Origin of the sequence: Maridesulfovibrio sp. (genome assembly GCF_963676065.1) — a bacterium.
Lineage (GTDB): Bacteria > Desulfobacterota > Desulfovibrionia > Desulfovibrionales > Desulfovibrionaceae > Maridesulfovibrio.
On the sequence record NZ_OY780933.1, the window covers coordinates 2,411,620 to 2,428,271 of the forward strand.

A 16,652-nucleotide genomic window follows, 5' to 3' on the forward strand; every position below is an offset into this window, starting at 1 on the left:
AATTATAACTTAATTTTGGAAATAGGTTGTTCACGTCATCGGCATGGACAGCCTTTTTTTTGCTGTAGTCGAAATGTTCAGGTGAAAGCGGTACTATAAAGCCAGTTTTGCTTTTCTTGTGTTGCGGCATTGTAAGTTTTTGTGTTATCGTCTGATATGCTTGATAAAATCATTTAAGTCATAACTTAAAATTCCTTTCTGAGCGGGGATAGGAGAATGAAAGAAATACTGAACATGAGGAAATTTGTCGCACCGGAACTGGTGTTCGGGGTAGGTTCTTCAAAGCTTGCAGGCCAGTATGCAGAGAATTTTGGAGTAAGCAGGGCATTAATCGTTACTGATAAGGGCATAGTTAAGTGCAGCTGGGTTAAATCCGTGCAAAACAGTCTTGAAGATTGCGGCATTGATACTTTTGTATTTAGCGATGTTTCAGAAAATCCTCGGGATGTGGAAGTTATGCGAGGAGCAGAATTTTATCAGGAGAATAAATGTGACTGTATAATCGCGGTTGGCGGAGGTAGTCCCATGGACTGTGCCAAGGGGATTGGCATAGTTATCACCAACAATTCACATATCCTAAATTTCGAAGGTGTGGACATGGTTGGGGTTCCGGGACCTCCTCTTATCTGTGTTCCGTCTACAGCCGGTAGTTCCGCTGATGTTTCCCAGTTCGCAATTATTACTGATACTGATCGTAACGTTAAAATAAGCATAGTCAGCAAAGCCATGGTCCCTGATGCCGCTTTGATCGATCCGGAACTTACCTCCACCATGAGTGCTCAACTATCCGCAGCTACCGGTATGGACGCCCTGACCCATGCCATCGAAGCATATGTTTCAAATGCAAACTCAGCACTTACCGATCTCCTAGCTCTTGACGCTATAGAGCTTGTTTCCGGCAGTCTGGCCGGAGTCATCAAGGACCCCAAAAATATTGAATTGCGTGGACGGGTTATGCTTGGGTCTATGGAAGCCGGTCTTGCTTTTTCCAACGCCATTCTCGGCGCTGTTCATGCTATGGCTCACAGTCTTGGGGGATTCCTTGACCTGCCTCATGGCGAGTGTAATGCTATTCTATTGCCATATGTTATAAAAGCTAATTTTTCTTCCTCAGTTCAAAGGTATTGTAATGTTGCCCAGAAACTGGGAGTTGATATAGCCGGAAAAAGCGACGATCAGATATGTGAAGAACTAGTTGAAGCCGTGATCGCCCTTCGTAAGGCCACTGGTATTACTAAATCACTTGCGGATTTCGGTCTGAACCGTGAAGATATTCCTAAGCTTGCTGAGATGGCTCTGAAAGATGCCTGTATGGTAACCAATCCGGTTGAATTAACACAGGAAGAAATTGAGAAAATTTATGAAGCGGCGCTCTAAGACATCCACCAGCGAAAATGAAAATGTCCGTAATAAGCTTATTGGGCTTGGGGAAACCTCCATGCGCAAAAGCTATTATCCGGAACTCCGTGAAAGGATAAACGAACTGGAGCGCTTTAGGGCACTGGTGGAGAACGCAAACGACGCTCTCTTTGTGCTTGATGTTTATTCATGGAGTTTCGCGGATGTTAACAAGACTGCGCTTAAAAAAACGAATTACACCCGGGAAGGATTATTAGACAGTCCGCCTGAACTGGTTTTTCCTGAAGAGACCTGTTTTTTACTCCATGAAGTGTTGATTGATGATGATGTTTATTCGTCATGGGATAAGGAAGATGTCTCCATGACGGATCTGCTGGGCAAGGAAGGTGTGCGCATCCCTGTGGAGATGACGCTACGCGTGCATTACGTGGGCGGCAGACTCTACATCGTTATGGTCGCTCGTGATGTGCGTCGCAGATTGGCAGATCAGCGGGAACTTCGTCGTACTCGCAATTATTTGGCCAATGTTATTGATTCCATGCATTCCGTGCTGGTGGGAGTAGATGAAAGGGCACACGTTGTTCTCTGGAACGATTACGCACATAAGGAGAGCGGCGTACCGGCAGAAAAGGCCGAAGGATGTTTTGTTTATGATATTATGCCGGAACTGCGGCGGTTTGAGCATCTTATCTCCGCGACGATAAAGGGAGATAAGCCCGGGGGAACAGAAATTTTTCATGTGGACCGGGACGGAGTGACTGTTTTTTTTGAAATTGTTGTTTTTCCGTTCAATGGTGAAGAGGCCGGTGTTGTCATACGCATAGATGATATTACTGCCCGTACTCGTATGGAAGAGGTCATGGTCCAGACCGAAAAGATGATGACTGTTGGCGGACTTGCTGCGGGAATGGCGCACGAAATCAATAATCCTCTCGGCGGTATCCTTCAGGGGGTTCAAAATATTCAGCGCAGGATATCAGGCGATTTACCCAAAAACCATGAAGTCGCGCGCGAGCTGGGAGTTCCTTTCGAGGCAATTCAGGAATACTGTATGAAAAGAGGGGTTCTTCCCAAGCTTGAATCGGTGCGGGAGATGGGTGAAAGATCTGCGCGTATTGTTTCAAACATGCTTCAGTTCAGCCGTCAATCGGGCGGGGAAAGGGTTTGCTCAGACATAAAAGGCATAGTGGAAACCGCCATAGATCTTTCTTTTAGCGGTTATGATTTTTATAGCCAATCCGGAAGCGGCGGGTTTGAAATTGTACGCGAATTTGGGGATGTTACACCCTGCCTGCTATGTTCACCTTCAGAAATTGAACAGGTACTGATTAATCTTCTTAAAAATTCTGTTCAGGCGATTTTAGCCGATCAGAAAATGAACGAAGACCGTGTTGCCCGAATTATTGTCCGGTTACTCTCGGAAGGTGACTTTGTGCGCCTCGAGATTGAAGATAATGGGCCGGGTATGGATGCAAAAACCCGTAAAATGGCTCTGGAGCCTTTTTTCACTACAAAACCTGCCGGAGAGGGAACCGGGCTTGGACTTTTTGTCTCCTATTTCATCATAACTCAGAAACACGGCGGAACTTTTGATATTGAAACAAGTCCCGGCAACGGCATGAAGGTTGTAATCAGGATTCCGGCCAGATGTTGACCCTGATTGGATTGTGATCCAGAGGGCTACATGGATTTTTCAATTGCATCGGCCCTGTTTTCCATTTTTGAGGCTATCTCCTCTAATATTTCGCTTCCTGCTGCGATAGATTTAAGCTTGTTCTGATCATTTACAACCCTGCGGAAAACCCAGCGGGCGATGTAAAAAGAGTCGTCTGGTTCATCGCAATCTCCGGCGCAATATGTCTTAATCTTTTCGGTGATACCAGTTTTAATTTTTTCACGTATGGTAATGGCTTCCTTAAGTAATTTTCCGGAATGAGAGGCCTGTTTGTGTGCTTGTTCTGAATTTGAATTGCGAGATTTATCCAGATCCAGCTGGAATATGCCGTTGGCGGAATCTACCCTTTTTTGTGCTTTTGTGAAGCTGTCAAGCGCCTGAATCAGATCCTGATTATCAGAAATAGCTTTGAGTACTTTAGCTACATGGCGTATAGGCTGTGCGCTTACTCTGAACATTTCCGCTCTCTGGGAACGGGTAAGTTCCCGGACTGAAAAAGTATCGCCTTCCACAAATTTCCGCTCGGCGAGGATTCCCTTTTCCTCGATCAGGTCAAGGATTGGGCCGACTTCGGATTTGGATAATTCCTCAATTTTACCGGGTGCAAGCAGGTAGGACCAGATGGATTTCCGGGCAGCGACAAGAGTCCCGGCTTCCGGCATCAGTCCTCGCAGATTCAGGCCGAAATGCATATTCACGCCTTTGAATGACGCTGAGCTGAATGCCTGCTCTGCTTTATAGGGCAGGGAGTGGGCTGGATGATAGCAGTCGGCTACGTACTGGGCCAGGTTATCGAGAAAAACTTCAGTGATGATGCTTTCTTTTATTTTATCAACAGCCTTTTCCAGCGGAGCCGGAGCTGTCTGGTTCGCTTTTTCTGCCGGAGCTTGTTCCTTTTTATCTTTTATTACGGTTTCTTTTTTATCAGTTCCGTTTGATATCAGGGAAGGAATGGGCTTTAATTCTGATTCTGCAATTTTATCGGAAACAGGTCTTTTGCCGCTTGAGCCGCTTTTATTGACCCATGCCGGGGCTTCAACTTTTACTTCGTTATTATCGCCTAGATCATTTTTTACATAAAAAAACAGAGCGGTTGCTGAGATAACAAATACAGCGGCAAAAATTAGTGCGGGAACTTTAAATTTATTCATGTGTTGCTCCAGTTACTTACCAGTGGCGGTTCCATGCAAATTTTACAGTGTTGGTTGGGCAGCAGATGCCGGAATTAGGTTTCATGGCCACAAAGTAAACCGCACCCTTTGCTGCCTGCCGGGCTATACGCCTGATTTTTGAGAATAATTCAAGTTGCTCTACCATCTCCGGGACGGAGATAGTTCCTATCCCACCGGCTGAGAGCAGCTTTTCTTTCAGGTCGTGATAAGCTGATAACATGTCATGTATCATGTTGTCGATTTGACAGAATTCCTCAGAACATGGATTTTCTGTAACGTTCAGGACGCCAATGCATGAATTCTGAAAGACTGTGACCATATCGGCGTCAGAGCCAAGTTTTTCAAGAGCTGGCTTAATTCTTTTCTTTTCCAGTGATGCACAGAGCGCCCCGGCAGTGCGGAAATACTGCAGTACGCGAAGGGCCGTGGCCACTTGCTGGCCCTGCGATTCTGTAAGCGGGCGAGATTGAAGTTTGGCGCAAAAAGCGCGTGATGCTTCGATGAGATTGTCCTGAGCTTCTTTATCCGTAGGCAGTGCGCCGTAGCTGAAATTTGAATTCAGTCCTTTACGCACAATTCTGCTGGTTAAAGCTCTGATGCGTTCCAGTTCAAGAGTCAGGGCATCAAGTGCCAGAACCGGGGTGCCGACTACGTTGTTGTCCAAATATTTGGGGCGGCCTTTTTCGTCTGCCGAAGAGGCGAATCTTTTTTCAATGAAAGAAACCAGCTTGCCTGTGAACGGCCAGAGTATCAGAACTCCAAGACAGTTGAAAACAGTATGGAACAGGGCAAGGACGATGGCCGGATCATGTCCTAAATTCAGCAGTTCCATGCAGAAAACGATAAATTTAATCAATACCGGGAGTATAATTAGAGCCACTATGGCCGTGATCATATTAAATATGATGTGGCCGGCGGCGACTTTCTTGGCGTTTATAGTTGCCCCGATTACAGAAAGGGCGGCTGTGGAGGTTGTGCCTATGTTGGTTCCTATCACTGCGGCAGCTCCTTGGTTGAGGTCCAGCAGGCCGCTTACTGTGGCAGTCAGGACAAGAGCCATCGCGGCACTGGAGCTTTGCATGAGCAGAGTCAGGGTCAGTCCTATCCCGATGAAAATAGGAATGGAGAATGCGCCCATGGCGGCAAATGATGAGAGATCAATGGAGGATTCTATCCCCTTGAAGGACATTTGCAGGGTGGATATTCCCATAAGGAAAAGTCCGAATCCGGCAAATGCGTCTCCGAAGAATGCACGGCGGTTAGTCGGTCCGCTAAGGCGCATAATAGCACCCAGCGCGATAACAGGCAGTGCAAATGCTTTCAGGTTAACGCTGAATCCTACTGCGGCGACAATCCAGCCGGTAACCGTGGTGCCTATGTTACTCCCGTAAATTACCCCGATGGATTGGGGTAGAGTGATAAGACCGGCATTTACAAACCCGATAACCGCTACAGTTACCGCGCTCGAAGATTGCACCAGCGCGGTGATCAGGAAGCCGGAAAAAAGGCCGCGGCCCGGACTTTTTGTCCATTCTCCAAGAATTCTTTTCAGCGATTTACCGGTAGAGAGCTTCAACCCTGTGGTCATCATACGCATTCCGATCAAAAAAAGACCCAGTCCGCCGAAAAGATTTCCAAATAATGCTAAATTCATATAATATACTTAATTAGATTGTTGAAATTAAGAGAAAAAGTATGATGTGATCTTCTCTTTTGCTTAGGTAAAAATCAAGGTAAAGCTAAGGGGAAATATAATAACTTTTTTTGTGACAAAAAAGCTCGTTATCTTGGATAGTGGGAGATTTTTAGTTTACCGATAAATCAGCGTCCGGTACGCTACTATAAAAAAGACAGAAACTAACGTGGATTATCCACGCTTCGTTCCTGTCTTTATTATTGATCCGTGTTTCCGGTATATTCCCGGCACATTTTTGGGCCTGTGTGATTATTCAGGCTGGATTTTAATATCCATCTTATCCATGGCTTCGATGATTTTGTCGCTGATATCAGCTGATTCATCATAGCTGATGGCTGCTTCGGTGCCGAGGATTACAGAGTAACCGTTGGCTTTGCGGTACTCATCAACGGCTTTGGTGAAGGCGGACTGGAGAGCTTCGACGATGCGGTTCTGTTCAGCACCCATTTTGGTCTGGTATTCGCCGAGGGCTTCCTGAAATTTGCGAGTGTTTGCTTCGGTATTGTTGCCGGCGAGGCTTTTTTGCATTTCGGCAAATTTAGTCTTAAATTCCTCGCTTGATTTTTTGAGGTATTCCATGCCCTTATTTCCGGCTTTGCACTCTTTGAATACTTTATTACTATCAACAAAGCCGACTTTGGAATTAGAATCTGATTGCTGCTGGCATCCTGCAACAAAGGCAACTAGAGCAATGATCACTGCTAATTTAAGCATGTTCTTGAACATTTTAATCTCCATTTAGTTAAAATTATTTTCATTTAGAGTTAATCGGTATAAACTTGGAAGCGCGTCATGTAAAATAAAAAAAAGATTATAGTCAAATTATGCTAGAATGAAATTAAAATTTTGTACATTTGCGAAAATTATGTTAGAAATATTTTCGGAAATGAACATTGGATTGTGGTGGATCCGAACTTTTCCTATCAATTGGGGACAGTAAAAATTTTACCCAAATAAAATATTGAGGACATGATCATGAAAACCAAGGTTGTTGCCACGCTCGGCCCGGGGTCCAGTAATGTTGAGACCATTACTAAAATGGTTCAGAACGGAGTAAGAGTGCTCCGTCTGAATTTTTCACACTCAGATGCGGAAAGCTTTAAGCCCGTCATTGCTATGATTCGTCAGGTTGAGAAGGACCTTGCCATACCTCTTACTGTTATGGGGGACCTGTGCGGCCCGAAAATCAGAGTAGGTGTTATAGCCGGTGCTCCTCATGATATTGAGTCCCGCGCTTATGTATATCTTGGACTTCCTGATGTGGCGGACAAGGCAGAAGATCTTCCTTTTATTCCCCTTGACCAGCCTGAATTGCTGCAGGGACTTGAAGATGGAATGGAAGTTTCGCTCAGTGATGGAATGCTTCAGTTTTTCGTAACCGAAACTATTGAGAAAAATAAACTATATAAACTTCAGGCTCAGAATGCGGGTCTGCTGGCTTCCAAAAAGGGTATCACTTTTCCGGGCAAGCATATCGCGCTGCCGGCTTTTACCGAGAAAGATAAAGTTGATCTGGCCGGATGCATCGAAATCGGTGTTGATGCCATTGCGATGTCATTTGTCCAGACTGCACAGGATGTAGAAGATGTGCTTGCGGCAATGAATAAACACGGTGTCGTGTTGCCCATCATCGCTAAAATTGAACGGCAGAACGCGGTAGATAATATTGAATCCATTCTGGAAGTTGCCAGCGGTATTATGGTTGCCCGCGGCGACCTCGGGCTTGAGTGCAAGCTCTCTACCGTTCCGGTTATCCAGAAAAAACTTATCCGTGCTGCCCGGCATGCTCAGAAGCCGGTAATTGTCGCCACTCAGATGATGCTCTCCATGGTTAAGAACCCTATCCCAACCCGTGCGGAAGCAAATGACGTTGCGAATGCGATCATGGACGGCGCGGACTGCTGTATGCTTTCCGAGGAGACCGCCATCGGTGCCTATCCGGCTGAAGCTGTGGGCTTTATTAAAGAAATTGCGGAAGGAACAGAGCCATATTACATCGCCCGCATCAAAGGTCCCTACAAACCTGCGGATGAGCTTGTTCCGAATCCCGTAAAGTATTTGAGTTACTCCGCATGTCTGCTGGCTAAGAACATTGATAGCCCGGCTATCATCTGTCATTCTTCCAGCGGCTCATCTGCACGCCTTATGTGCAGTCGCAGACCACAGCAGCCTGTTTATTGCCTGACTCCGGATAAGAGCGTTCCCGCGTATCTTAATTTCTTCTGGGGTATTATTCCAATTGCGACGGAATCAAAGCTTACCAATCACAGGGACCGTCTTGTTGAATTCCTTGAAGCTGAAGAAAAGTTTGAAAAAGGTGAGGGTTTCGTTTTGGTTTCCGGTCAGCCCACTCCCGGACAGACTATGCCTAAAACTAATGAAGTTAAGCTGTACTACAAGTAGCCTTAACAATATAAAGAAAATGAAAACTCCCGGTTCCGTATGGTGCCGGGAGTTTTTTTAATCACTGATTTTGTCACGGATAAGTCCGTAAAAAGAAGTGAGTTCAGATTGAAATTTCCAGCCGAGGTGCGTCATGCAGGTGCTGCATCCGGCAATCTGCCATGTGTGCCCAGGGAACCATGTAAACTCGCTGGAGGACCGTCCGCTGCTGATGCAGCCCTGTGCGCTTGAAAAGCATCTTATCTGAAATACATATCCGTGCGGATTAAAAAAAGAATGCTCGTGCTTGTTGTTGATTTTTACCGCAGATGAGCTGTCCGTTATCTCTGCCCCGCAGGATCGGCAGGTTATTTTTTTCTTGAAATCATGAAGTGAATCCTGATCTTTGACCTCGTGATCGTATATCGGATTTGAAGGGGATGATTTTAGGAGTGAGTAGGGCGTAGTGCTGGAGCTTATTTGCATAGCCCAGCATAACTTGCTCTCAAATGGAGTGCAAAGAAAAAGGCTGCTTTCATGTGAAAGCAGCCTTTGCATATTCTGGCTCCCCGGGAGGGACTTGAACCCCCAACCTAGTGATTAACAGTCACCCGCTCTGCCGATTGAGCCACCGAGGAATATTTGAGTGTTGTGCGGTTTCCCGCTGCAACGAAGATTGGTTTACGGATTTGTGTCCAAGTTGTCAAACATTATATGAATTTTAATTAATTTTATTTTTATTTCCGGCAAAAATGGTTTGACCGGATTCTTAGGTAACTGCTTAAGGTAGCTTTAACCGTAAATTTATTAAAGAAAAAGGCTGCTTTCATGTGAAAGCAGCCTTTGCATATTCTGGCTCCCCGGGAGGGACTTGAACCCCCAACCTAGTGATTAACAGTCACCCGCTCTGCCGATTGAGCCACCGAGGAATATTTGGGTGTTGTGCGGTTTCCCGCTGCAACGAAGATGGTTTTTACGAATTTGTTGTCCCTATGTCAAATATTATCTTTAATTTAATTTAAAAATTATTTAGACTTTTTCTTGTTCAAAGAGAGCAGGACGCGGGAATGATGTTTTTGGGACGCTTTTTCGGTCTATTTCGAAAAACTTTTCTGAGCGGTAGCCGTTATTTTTTTCAGGGTATATATATTTAATGTTGTAAAAGAATTATCTTAATAATTTTCATTGCAGGGAATACGGTAGTCATAAGCAAAAGAAAAAGGCTGCCTTCATGTGAAAGCAGCCTTTGCATATTCTGGCTCCCCGGGAGGGACTTGAACCCCCAACCTAGTGATTAACAGTCACCCGCTCTGCCGATTGAGCCACCGAGGAATATTTGGGTGTTGTGCGGTTTCCCGCTGCAACGAAGATGGTTTCTACGGATTTGGAGCGCACTTGTCAAACACTTTTTTTAAAAAAATTTTATGAGCGAAAGTGAACTATTTAAAGATGTACTTTCTTGACGACAAAGGGTAATTAGCTTAGGCAATCAACGGATCTTGTGTTTATCTAGACTTTATTCGGTTACGGAGAATTAATAACTTGAGTGGCAAGAAGAAAAAGCAAATAAAGCTGGCAACCAAATCAGAGCATGTGCAGTCATTTATGCCCATGCTTGAGGCTCTGCAAGCTCAGAACGAACTCAATCAGGTTCTGAAGAATCGTGTGGAAAAAGCCTGCGGCCTTCTCGACGAGGGTGTACCGCTTTACCCTAACGACTTCAGTAAAGATACAGAAGTCTCGGAAATCTGGGACAATTACGACAACCTCGGAGGCGAAGAGCTGGAAGCTCTGGGCAAGAAGTTTAAGCTTGCCGGCAGGGTTATTACCCACAGGTCCTTCGGTAAGGTTGCATTCTTTCATCTTCAGGATCCGACCGGCAGGATTCAGGTGTATGTAGCAAGGGATGACCTTGGCGCAGACCTGTACAAAATTTTCAAGAAATTCGATATCGGCGATATTGTCGGGGTTGAAGGTGAGCTTTTCAGAACTAAAACTGATGAACTGACTCTCAAGGCCGACAAAGTAGACCTGATTACTAAATCCATGCGTCCTCTCCCCGAGAAGTATCATGGACTTAAGGATGTTGAGACCAGATATCGCCAGCGTTACGTTGACCTCATCGTCACACCGCGGGCACGTGAGATATTTCAAAAACGGACCTTGATCGTAAGAGCCCTCCGTAATTATCTGGACTCCAAGGGATTCATGGAAGTGGAAACACCCATGATGCATCCTATCGCAGGCGGCGCCGCGGCTCGTCCTTTCATCACCCACCACAACGCCCTTGATATGCAGCTCTACATGCGCATTGCGCCGGAGCTTTATCTCAAACGTCTGCTGGTCGGCGGTTTCGAGAAAGTTTATGAGATCAACCGCAACTTCCGTAACGAGGGTATTTCGGTCCGGCATAACCCGGAATTCACTATGCTTGAATTCTACTGGGCCTATGCCAATTTTGAAAACCTTATGGACCTGACCGAGGAGATGATTTCTTCCGTCTGTCAGGCTGTTAACGGAAAAACCGTCATTGAGTATCAGGACGAAACAATCGATCTTACACCCGGAGCGTGGCACCGTATGGCTTTCCACGAATCTCTGGAAAAGGTCGGCGGAGTTTCTCCTGAAATATACAATGATTATGATAAATGTAAGGAACTGGTTAAGAAGATCGGTGAAAAGGCTGTCGAGGGTGAAAAACTCGGTAAGCTGCAGGCCAAGCTTTTTGATCATTTGGTTGAACCTAATCTGATCCAGCCTCACTTCATTTATCACTACCCGACTGATATTTCTCCTCTTTCTAGAAGAAATGAAGATAATCCGGATATTACGGACCGCTTTGAGCTGTTTATTTACGGTCGTGAACTGGCAAACGCCTTTTCGGAATTGAATGACCCCGTGGACCAGCGTTGCAGGTTTATGGAGCAGGTCGCTGAAAAGGACGCCGGTGACGACGAGGCCCATAACATGGACGAGGACTATGTCCGCGCCCTTGAATACGGTATGCCTCCGGCAGCAGGTCAGGGGATTGGTATCGACCGGTTGGTTATGCTGTTGACCGACAGTGCCTCCATCCGGGAAGTTATTCTTTTCCCTCTCCTTAGAACCGAAGGCGCTTCCGGCACTGGTGGCTCATGAAGTTTGAACTCTTCGTCGCACTGAGGTATCTGTTTACCCTGAGAAAAAATAATTTTATCTCGGTAATCTCTCTCTTTGCCGTATGTGGAGTAGCTTTAGGCGTTGCAGCCCTGATTGTGGTGATCGGGGTTATGAACGGTTTTTCTACCGATCTTCGTGATAAGATTCTCGGAGTAAACGCCCATATCATAGTGACCGCTTATGACGGCACTCTTGAGAATTATCACCATATGACAGACAAAATTGAACAGATTCCGGGCGTTACAGGTGTAACGCCCTTTATCTATTCCGAGGTAATGCTTTCAAGTGAAGGCGGCGTTAAAGGAGTAGTGCTCAGAGGCGTGGATTCTGATACCGCCAAGGGTGTGCTCAGCTTGCCGGGAGACATGGTTTCCGGAAGTGTGGATAGTCTGTCAGCCAAAGGTAAAATTTCTGAAATCGTAATAGGCAACCAGCTTGCAAAACGTCTGGGACTGGTCATAGGTGATACTGTCAATCTGCTTTCACCTTCAGGAACCCGCACCGCGGCAGGTTTTACGCCGAAAGTTAGGGTCTTTAAGGTCGGTGGAATTTTCCGTACAGGTATGTATGAATATGATTCTTCTTTGGCCTATATAAGCAATACAGCCGCGCAGAGACTGCTCGGGTTTAAGCGGGATTTTGTCTCCGGTCTTGAAATTAGGCTTGCTGACGTATATGCAGTTGATAAGATAGACAAACTGCTGGATAAAGAGCTTGCCGGGTATCCGGTGCAAATCAGGAATTGGCAGGAAATGAATGCCAACCTTTTTGCGGCGCTTAAGCTTGAAAAAACCGCTATGTTTATCATCCTGGCTATGATTGTTATGGTCGGTTCGTTCAGTATTATTACTACATTGGTGATGCTGGTTATGCAAAAAACCAAAGATATCGCGGTGCTGATGTCGATGGGGGCAACGTCAGGTAGTATTAGAAGAATTTTTATGTTGCAGGGCACTTTGATCGGACTTATCGGGACCAGTCTCGGGTATCTGATCGGCGTTCCCGTGGCGTTGTTGCTGAAGAAATATCAGTTTATTAAATTGCCCAGCAACGTCTACCCGGTGGACTATTTGCCCATTCGGATGGATTGGATGGATTTGACAATAATCGGTGTGGCGGCTTTCCTGCTCTGTTTTCTTGCGACTTTGTATCCGGCAAGGCAGGCGGCCGCACTGGAACCGGCACAGGCTTTAAGGTATGAGTAATTTGCTTTACGAACTTAATGATATCGTAAAAGAATACGAAGGACCGACAGAGACTGTGCGGATTCTGGATCACGTCAACCTGAAAGTTGATACAGGAGAGTCCCTTGCCATTCTTGGGGCGTCCGGGTCCGGTAAAACAACATTACTGCATATTCTCGGTACTCTCGATGCCGTTTCAGGCGGAGATATCCGGTTTGCGGGAATGAATATTAATGATATGACACCTGAAAAGCGAGCCGAAGTCAGAAACAGGGAAATCGGTTTTGTTTTTCAGTTTCACCACCTTCTTCCGGAGTTTACTACTCTGGAGAATGTTGCGCTTCCTGCGATGATGGCAGGCAAAAGTCAGGGGAAAGCCTCTGATATGGCCCGTGAAGCCCTTGAGCTGGTTGGGTTGCAGAACAGGATAGATCACAGGGTGACAACCCTGTCCGGCGGAGAAAGGCAGAGGGCCGCTATTGCGCGAGCCATTCTGCTTAAGCCAAAAGTCCTTCTTGCAGACGAGCCTACCGGTAATTTGGATGAGAAGACAGGGAAAATGGTCGGAGAAATGCTGGCTTCCCTTAATGAAGAGCTTGGAATGACGCTCATAGTTGTTACACACAACATGGACCTTGCCGGTGTTATGCGACGCCGACTTGAGTTGCGTTCCGGAGAACTGTATGCCCAGAACTAGAATTCTGCTTTTACTGATTGCGGCAACTCTTGCTGTCCTGATTCATTTCGGAGCAGGCAAGGCACAGGCAGAGGATGCCTCCAGTGTTATTATTGCCGTACTTCCCTTTGAAGTTAATGCTGATGCTGATACCCAATATCTTAAGGACAGTTTACCCACTCTTCTTTCCGACAGATTGCGCGAGGCTGGATTCCGAGTAGTCGATCAGAAAAAAGTTTCACAACTGGTTGATGAGCAGGGATTTGAATACCTGAATATTCAGGCAGCAAAAGATATGGCTCTTCTTGCAGGAGCCGGATATTCCATATACGGAAGTTTCAGCCAGATCGGAGAAGATCTTAGTCTGGATGTTCGTCTTGTGGAAGCGTTCGGCATGAAACCTGCGGTTCCGCTTTTTGTTTCCAAGAAGGGTTTAATCAACCTGTTGCCTGCTGTGGATGAGCTGGTTTCGAAAGTGAAACTTGAGTTGCTCAGTCAGGACAAAATTGCGGAAGTTGAAGTCCGTGGATGCAGGGTGCTTGATAAGGATGTTATCCTTATGCGCACAAATATCAAAACTGGTGATATTTATACTCCCTCCAAAATTAATGCAGATCTGAAAAATATTTACGCTCTCGGTTACTTTGACGATGTAAAAGTTAAGGTTTCCGACATGCCCGGCGGCAAAAAAATTATCTTTGATGTAAAGGAAAGGCCGCGCATTCAGGCTATTTCTATTAAAGGTGAAGATGCCATTGACGCAGATGATATTCTGGCGGCGGTTAATACCAAAAAAGGCGCAGTCCTTAACCCGAAAGTTCTTTCCGACGATTTGAACACCCTGCGCGAAATGTATCGCAAGGAAGGGTATTACAACGCCAAAATTGATTACAATGTAGATGGTGACGGTGCTCAGGCCCGTTTGAATATCAATGTTGATGAAGGCAAGAAACTTTATATTGAAAGCATTAAAATTGAAGGGGCCAAGCAGCTTGATCCTGATGATGTCAAAAGTCAGCTGGCTTTGACGGAACGGGGCTGGCTATCATGGTTTACCAAGACCGGCGTACTCAAGGAAGAGCTGCTTGAACGAGATGCAGCCGCAATTCTTGCTTACTACGGTAACCGCGGCTTTATTGATGCAAAAGTAGGCGAGCCTGAAATTGACATCAAGGAAGACGGCATCTACGTCACTTTCAAGGTCTCTGAGGGTGACCGCTACAAGGTCGGTAAAGTTAGTTTTCAAGGTGATCTGATAGTCAAGAAATCGAGATTGCGTGAACTCATCACTGCCGACGACATGGCTGAGGGAGGCGAGTATCTTGATCGCTCTGTCCTGCGTGAAGACATGAAGGCCATTTCCGATTTTTATTCCAACTACGGCTATGCTTATGCCGAGGCAAACATTAAGTTTGACCAGAATAAGGAAGACAAAACCGTTGATATCACTTTTATTATTTCAAAACGTCAAAAAGTGCATATCCGCCGGGTTATCATAGAAGGTAACTCCAAGACTCGGAATAACGTCATTATGCGTGAAATGCGCCTGACTGACGGTGATCAGTTTAGTGGTTCCAAACTGCAGCGTTCCATTGTCCGCCTGAATAAGCTCGATTTCTTCAGTGAAGTTGATATTGAACCTGTTCCTACCGGCGATCCCGGTGAAATGGACTTGAAGGTTAAGGTTAAAGATAAAAACACCGGTATGGTCAGCGGTGGTATCGGTTACTCCACATCTGACAGTGTTTTTGTCTCAGCCAAGATTACTGAACGCAACCTCTTCGGACGTGGGTGGGAATTCGGTCTTAACGGCGGTTGGAGTTCCAAGACCATCAGTTACGGTCTGGAGTTCTACAATCCCCGTATCAATGACACCCGCTGGGGTGGTGGTTTCAACACCTACTGGCGTACGGACGATTTCACCGATTACGACAAGCAGACAATCGGTGGTGTAGTTTCCGCAGGATATCCGCTTGGCGAGTATACTCACTTCTACACAAACTACCGTCTGGATAACTATTACATATCGGAAGTCTCGGATACTGCCGCTAAATCCATCAAGGATATCAAAGGGTTTAACTGGTCCAGTGTTGTCACTGCCGGTGTGAAGCGTGATACTACCAACAAAGCCTTTAACCCTTCATCCGGTACTGTTAATAACTTTGTAGTGGAAATGGGTGGCGGTATCCTTATGGGTGACGACTCCTATGTAAAATATACTTACGACTCCAACTACTTTACCCCTGTGTTCTGGGATTTGGTTTTCCACTGGAAGGGTAGTGCCGGATTCATTCATGATAACTTCGGAGACGGCGACATGCCTGTCTTTGAAAGATTTTATCTTGGCGGCATCAACAATGTTCGCGGTTATGACAGTCGTGAAATTTCACCCCGCGATCCTGATTCAAATGACAGGATCGGTGGTAACAAGATGCTCTACATGAACTTTGAACTTCTGTTCCCCATCAGCGAAGAGCTTGGCCTTGTGGGTGTTGGGTTCTTTGATATCGGTAATGCTTGGGATGACGGACAGAACTTCTTCTACGACACTAAGCAGGAAGACGGTAAAGAGCTCTTCCTCGGCATGTATAAGAGTATCGGTGCAGGAATTCGCTGGTTCTCACCGATGGGTCCGATCCGGGTAGAATACGGTTACGGTCTTGATAAGCTGGAAGATAGCGCCAGACATAAAATTGAGTTCTCAATGGGACAGTTCTTCTAGCAGAATTTGACATATTAATGTAAATAAGGGCATGCCGAAGTTCGGCATGCCTTTTCGACTGATTATAAGATTGGAATAATAAGGAGTAATTTTAAATGCGTAGAATTCTTTTAGCAGTACTGGTACTTGTTTTTGCTTTTCAGGCTCCCGCTTTTGCCGCCTCTCAGAAAATTGCAGTTGCTTCTATGGGCAAGCTGATTAAGGACTCTGAGGTAGGCCAGGCTGCGCAGAAAGCTATGGAAAAGAAATTTGAAAGTGCCAAGAAAAAACTTGAAAGCAAGCAGAAGGAACTGGAAACACTGAAACAGTCCCTGCAGAAACAGAGCCTTGTGCTTTCCCTTGAAGCAAAACAGGATAAAGAACTCGAGTTCAAGCGCAAAGTCCGTGATTATCAGGATCTTGCTCAGGCCACCCAACGCAAGATGCAGCTTGAAGAGAAAAAAGCAGGAACCCCCGTACTTAAACTTATCCAGAAGGTCGTTGACGAGTATGGTAAGAAAAACGGATACACTGCTATCTATGATAAGAAAACTTCCGGCCTTCTTTATGTCGACGAATCTATCGACGTCACCAACCCGCTGCTGCTTGAAATGAACCGTGCGTACAGAGCCGGCAAGAAGTAGGTTT

The 16,652-nt window shown here is 45.8% G+C and carries 12 protein-coding genes and 3 tRNA genes; 8 read left to right on the top strand and 7 right to left on the bottom strand.

Annotated features, from left to right (window positions below; genetic code table 11):
* Positions 1 to 216: 216 nt before the first annotated feature.
* Both ercA and ACKU35_RS10670 read left to right on the top strand, forming a co-directional pair.
* Positions 217 to 1,377 (top strand): alcohol dehydrogenase-like regulatory protein ErcA, encoded by a 1,161-nt coding sequence (gene ercA, locus ACKU35_RS10665; protein WP_319759204.1) that lies wholly within the window; start codon positions 217 to 219, stop codon positions 1,375 to 1,377.
* Complete coding sequence (locus ACKU35_RS10670; RefSeq protein ID WP_319759205.1) at positions 1,361 to 3,013, top strand: PAS domain S-box protein; 1,653 nt, start codon at positions 1,361 to 1,363, stop codon at positions 3,011 to 3,013. Before ercA ends, ACKU35_RS10670 begins: the two co-directional genes overlap by 17 nt.
* Positions 3,014 to 3,039: 26 nt before the next feature.
* Here the strand turns inward: ACKU35_RS10670 and ACKU35_RS10675 are convergent, their stop codons facing one another.
* From ACKU35_RS10675 to ACKU35_RS10685, 3 genes are all read right to left on the bottom strand, one after another.
* Complete coding sequence (locus ACKU35_RS10675) at positions 3,040 to 4,185, bottom strand: hypothetical protein (protein WP_319759206.1); 1,146 nt, start codon at positions 4,183 to 4,185, stop codon at positions 3,040 to 3,042.
* Between the two features lie 16 nt (positions 4,186 to 4,201).
* Positions 4,202 to 5,860: a Na/Pi cotransporter family protein gene (locus ACKU35_RS10680; RefSeq protein WP_319759207.1), complete on the bottom strand. Its 1,659-nt coding sequence runs from the start codon at positions 5,858 to 5,860 to the stop codon at positions 4,202 to 4,204.
* A gap of 291 nt (positions 5,861 to 6,151) precedes the next feature.
* Entirely contained in the window at positions 6,152 to 6,628 is a 477-nt protein-coding gene (locus ACKU35_RS10685) for an OmpH family outer membrane protein (protein WP_319759208.1), read from the bottom strand.
* A gap of 249 nt (positions 6,629 to 6,877) precedes the next feature.
* On the opposite strand from ACKU35_RS10685, the gene pyk reads away from it, so the two are divergent.
* The gene (gene pyk, locus ACKU35_RS10690; RefSeq protein ID WP_319759209.1) at positions 6,878 to 8,305 is read left to right on the top strand and encodes a pyruvate kinase; all 1,428 of its coding nucleotides are present in this window, start codon (positions 6,878 to 6,880) and stop codon (positions 8,303 to 8,305) included.
* Between the two features lie 57 nt (positions 8,306 to 8,362).
* Here pyk and ACKU35_RS10695 read toward each other — a convergent pair whose 3' ends face one another.
* From ACKU35_RS10695 to ACKU35_RS10710, 4 genes are all read right to left on the bottom strand, one after another.
* Positions 8,363 to 8,842 carry a cereblon family protein gene (locus ACKU35_RS10695; protein ID WP_319759210.1) on the bottom strand — a complete coding sequence of 160 codons (480 nt, stop codon included), beginning with the start codon at positions 8,840 to 8,842 and terminating at the stop codon, positions 8,363 to 8,365.
* 4 nt (positions 8,843 to 8,846) lie between these two features.
* Positions 8,847 to 8,922: transfer RNA gene (locus tag ACKU35_RS10700), tRNA-Asn, on the bottom strand.
* A gap of 215 nt (positions 8,923 to 9,137) precedes the next feature.
* Positions 9,138 to 9,213: transfer RNA gene (locus ACKU35_RS10705), tRNA-Asn, on the bottom strand.
* A 327-nt stretch (positions 9,214 to 9,540) separates the two neighbouring features.
* Positions 9,541 to 9,616 (bottom strand) — tRNA-Asn (locus tag ACKU35_RS10710).
* Positions 9,617 to 9,895: 279 nt separating this feature from the next.
* Between ACKU35_RS10710 and lysS the strand changes: the two genes are divergently transcribed.
* The 5 genes from lysS (at position 9,896) to ACKU35_RS10735 (ending at position 16,648) form a co-directional block, all read left to right on the top strand.
* Entirely contained in the window at positions 9,896 to 11,422 is a 1,527-nt protein-coding gene (gene lysS, locus ACKU35_RS10715; RefSeq protein WP_319765386.1) for a lysine--tRNA ligase, read from the top strand.
* On the top strand, positions 11,419 to 12,648 hold the full coding sequence (locus ACKU35_RS10720; protein ID WP_319759211.1) for a lipoprotein-releasing ABC transporter permease subunit: 1,230 nt from the start codon (positions 11,419 to 11,421) through the stop codon (positions 12,646 to 12,648). Before lysS ends, ACKU35_RS10720 begins: the two co-directional genes overlap by 4 nt.
* Positions 12,641 to 13,324 carry an ABC transporter ATP-binding protein gene (locus tag ACKU35_RS10725; RefSeq protein WP_319759212.1) on the top strand — a complete coding sequence of 228 codons (684 nt, stop codon included), beginning with the start codon at positions 12,641 to 12,643 and terminating at the stop codon, positions 13,322 to 13,324. Before ACKU35_RS10720 ends, ACKU35_RS10725 begins: the two co-directional genes overlap by 8 nt.
* Positions 13,311 to 16,025, top strand: a complete 2,715-nt coding sequence (gene bamA / locus ACKU35_RS10730; RefSeq protein WP_319759213.1) for an outer membrane protein assembly factor BamA — start codon at positions 13,311 to 13,313, stop codon at positions 16,023 to 16,025. The genes ACKU35_RS10725 and bamA overlap by 14 nt, the downstream gene beginning before the upstream one ends.
* A 95-nt stretch (positions 16,026 to 16,120) precedes the next feature.
* On the top strand, positions 16,121 to 16,648 hold the full coding sequence (locus ACKU35_RS10735; RefSeq protein ID WP_319759214.1) for an OmpH family outer membrane protein: 528 nt from the start codon (positions 16,121 to 16,123) through the stop codon (positions 16,646 to 16,648).
* Positions 16,649 to 16,652 lie beyond the last annotated feature (4 nt).

Coding starts and splice junctions, on each gene's coding strand:
- ercA (WP_319759204.1), top strand. CDS start 217: ATGAAAGAAATACTGAACATGAGGAAATTTGTCGCACCGGAACTGGTG.
- ACKU35_RS10695 (WP_319759210.1), bottom strand. CDS start 8,842: ATGCAAAGGCTGCTTTCACATGAAAGCAGCCTTTTTCTTTGCACTCCA.
- ACKU35_RS10670 (WP_319759205.1), top strand. CDS start 1,361: ATGAAGCGGCGCTCTAAGACATCCACCAGCGAAAATGAAAATGTCCGT.
- ACKU35_RS10735 (WP_319759214.1), top strand. CDS start 16,121: ATGCGTAGAATTCTTTTAGCAGTACTGGTACTTGTTTTTGCTTTTCAG.
- bamA (WP_319759213.1), top strand. CDS start 13,311: ATGCCCAGAACTAGAATTCTGCTTTTACTGATTGCGGCAACTCTTGCT.
- ACKU35_RS10725 (WP_319759212.1), top strand. CDS start 12,641: ATGAGTAATTTGCTTTACGAACTTAATGATATCGTAAAAGAATACGAA.
- lysS (WP_319765386.1), top strand. CDS start 9,896: ATGCTTGAGGCTCTGCAAGCTCAGAACGAACTCAATCAGGTTCTGAAG.
- pyk (WP_319759209.1), top strand. CDS start 6,878: ATGAAAACCAAGGTTGTTGCCACGCTCGGCCCGGGGTCCAGTAATGTT.
- ACKU35_RS10685 (WP_319759208.1), bottom strand. CDS start 6,628: ATGTTCAAGAACATGCTTAAATTAGCAGTGATCATTGCTCTAGTTGCC.
- ACKU35_RS10680 (WP_319759207.1), bottom strand. CDS start 5,860: ATGAATTTAGCATTATTTGGAAATCTTTTCGGCGGACTGGGTCTTTTT.
- ACKU35_RS10675 (WP_319759206.1), bottom strand. CDS start 4,185: ATGAATAAATTTAAAGTTCCCGCACTAATTTTTGCCGCTGTATTTGTT.
- ACKU35_RS10720 (WP_319759211.1), top strand. CDS start 11,419: ATGAAGTTTGAACTCTTCGTCGCACTGAGGTATCTGTTTACCCTGAGA.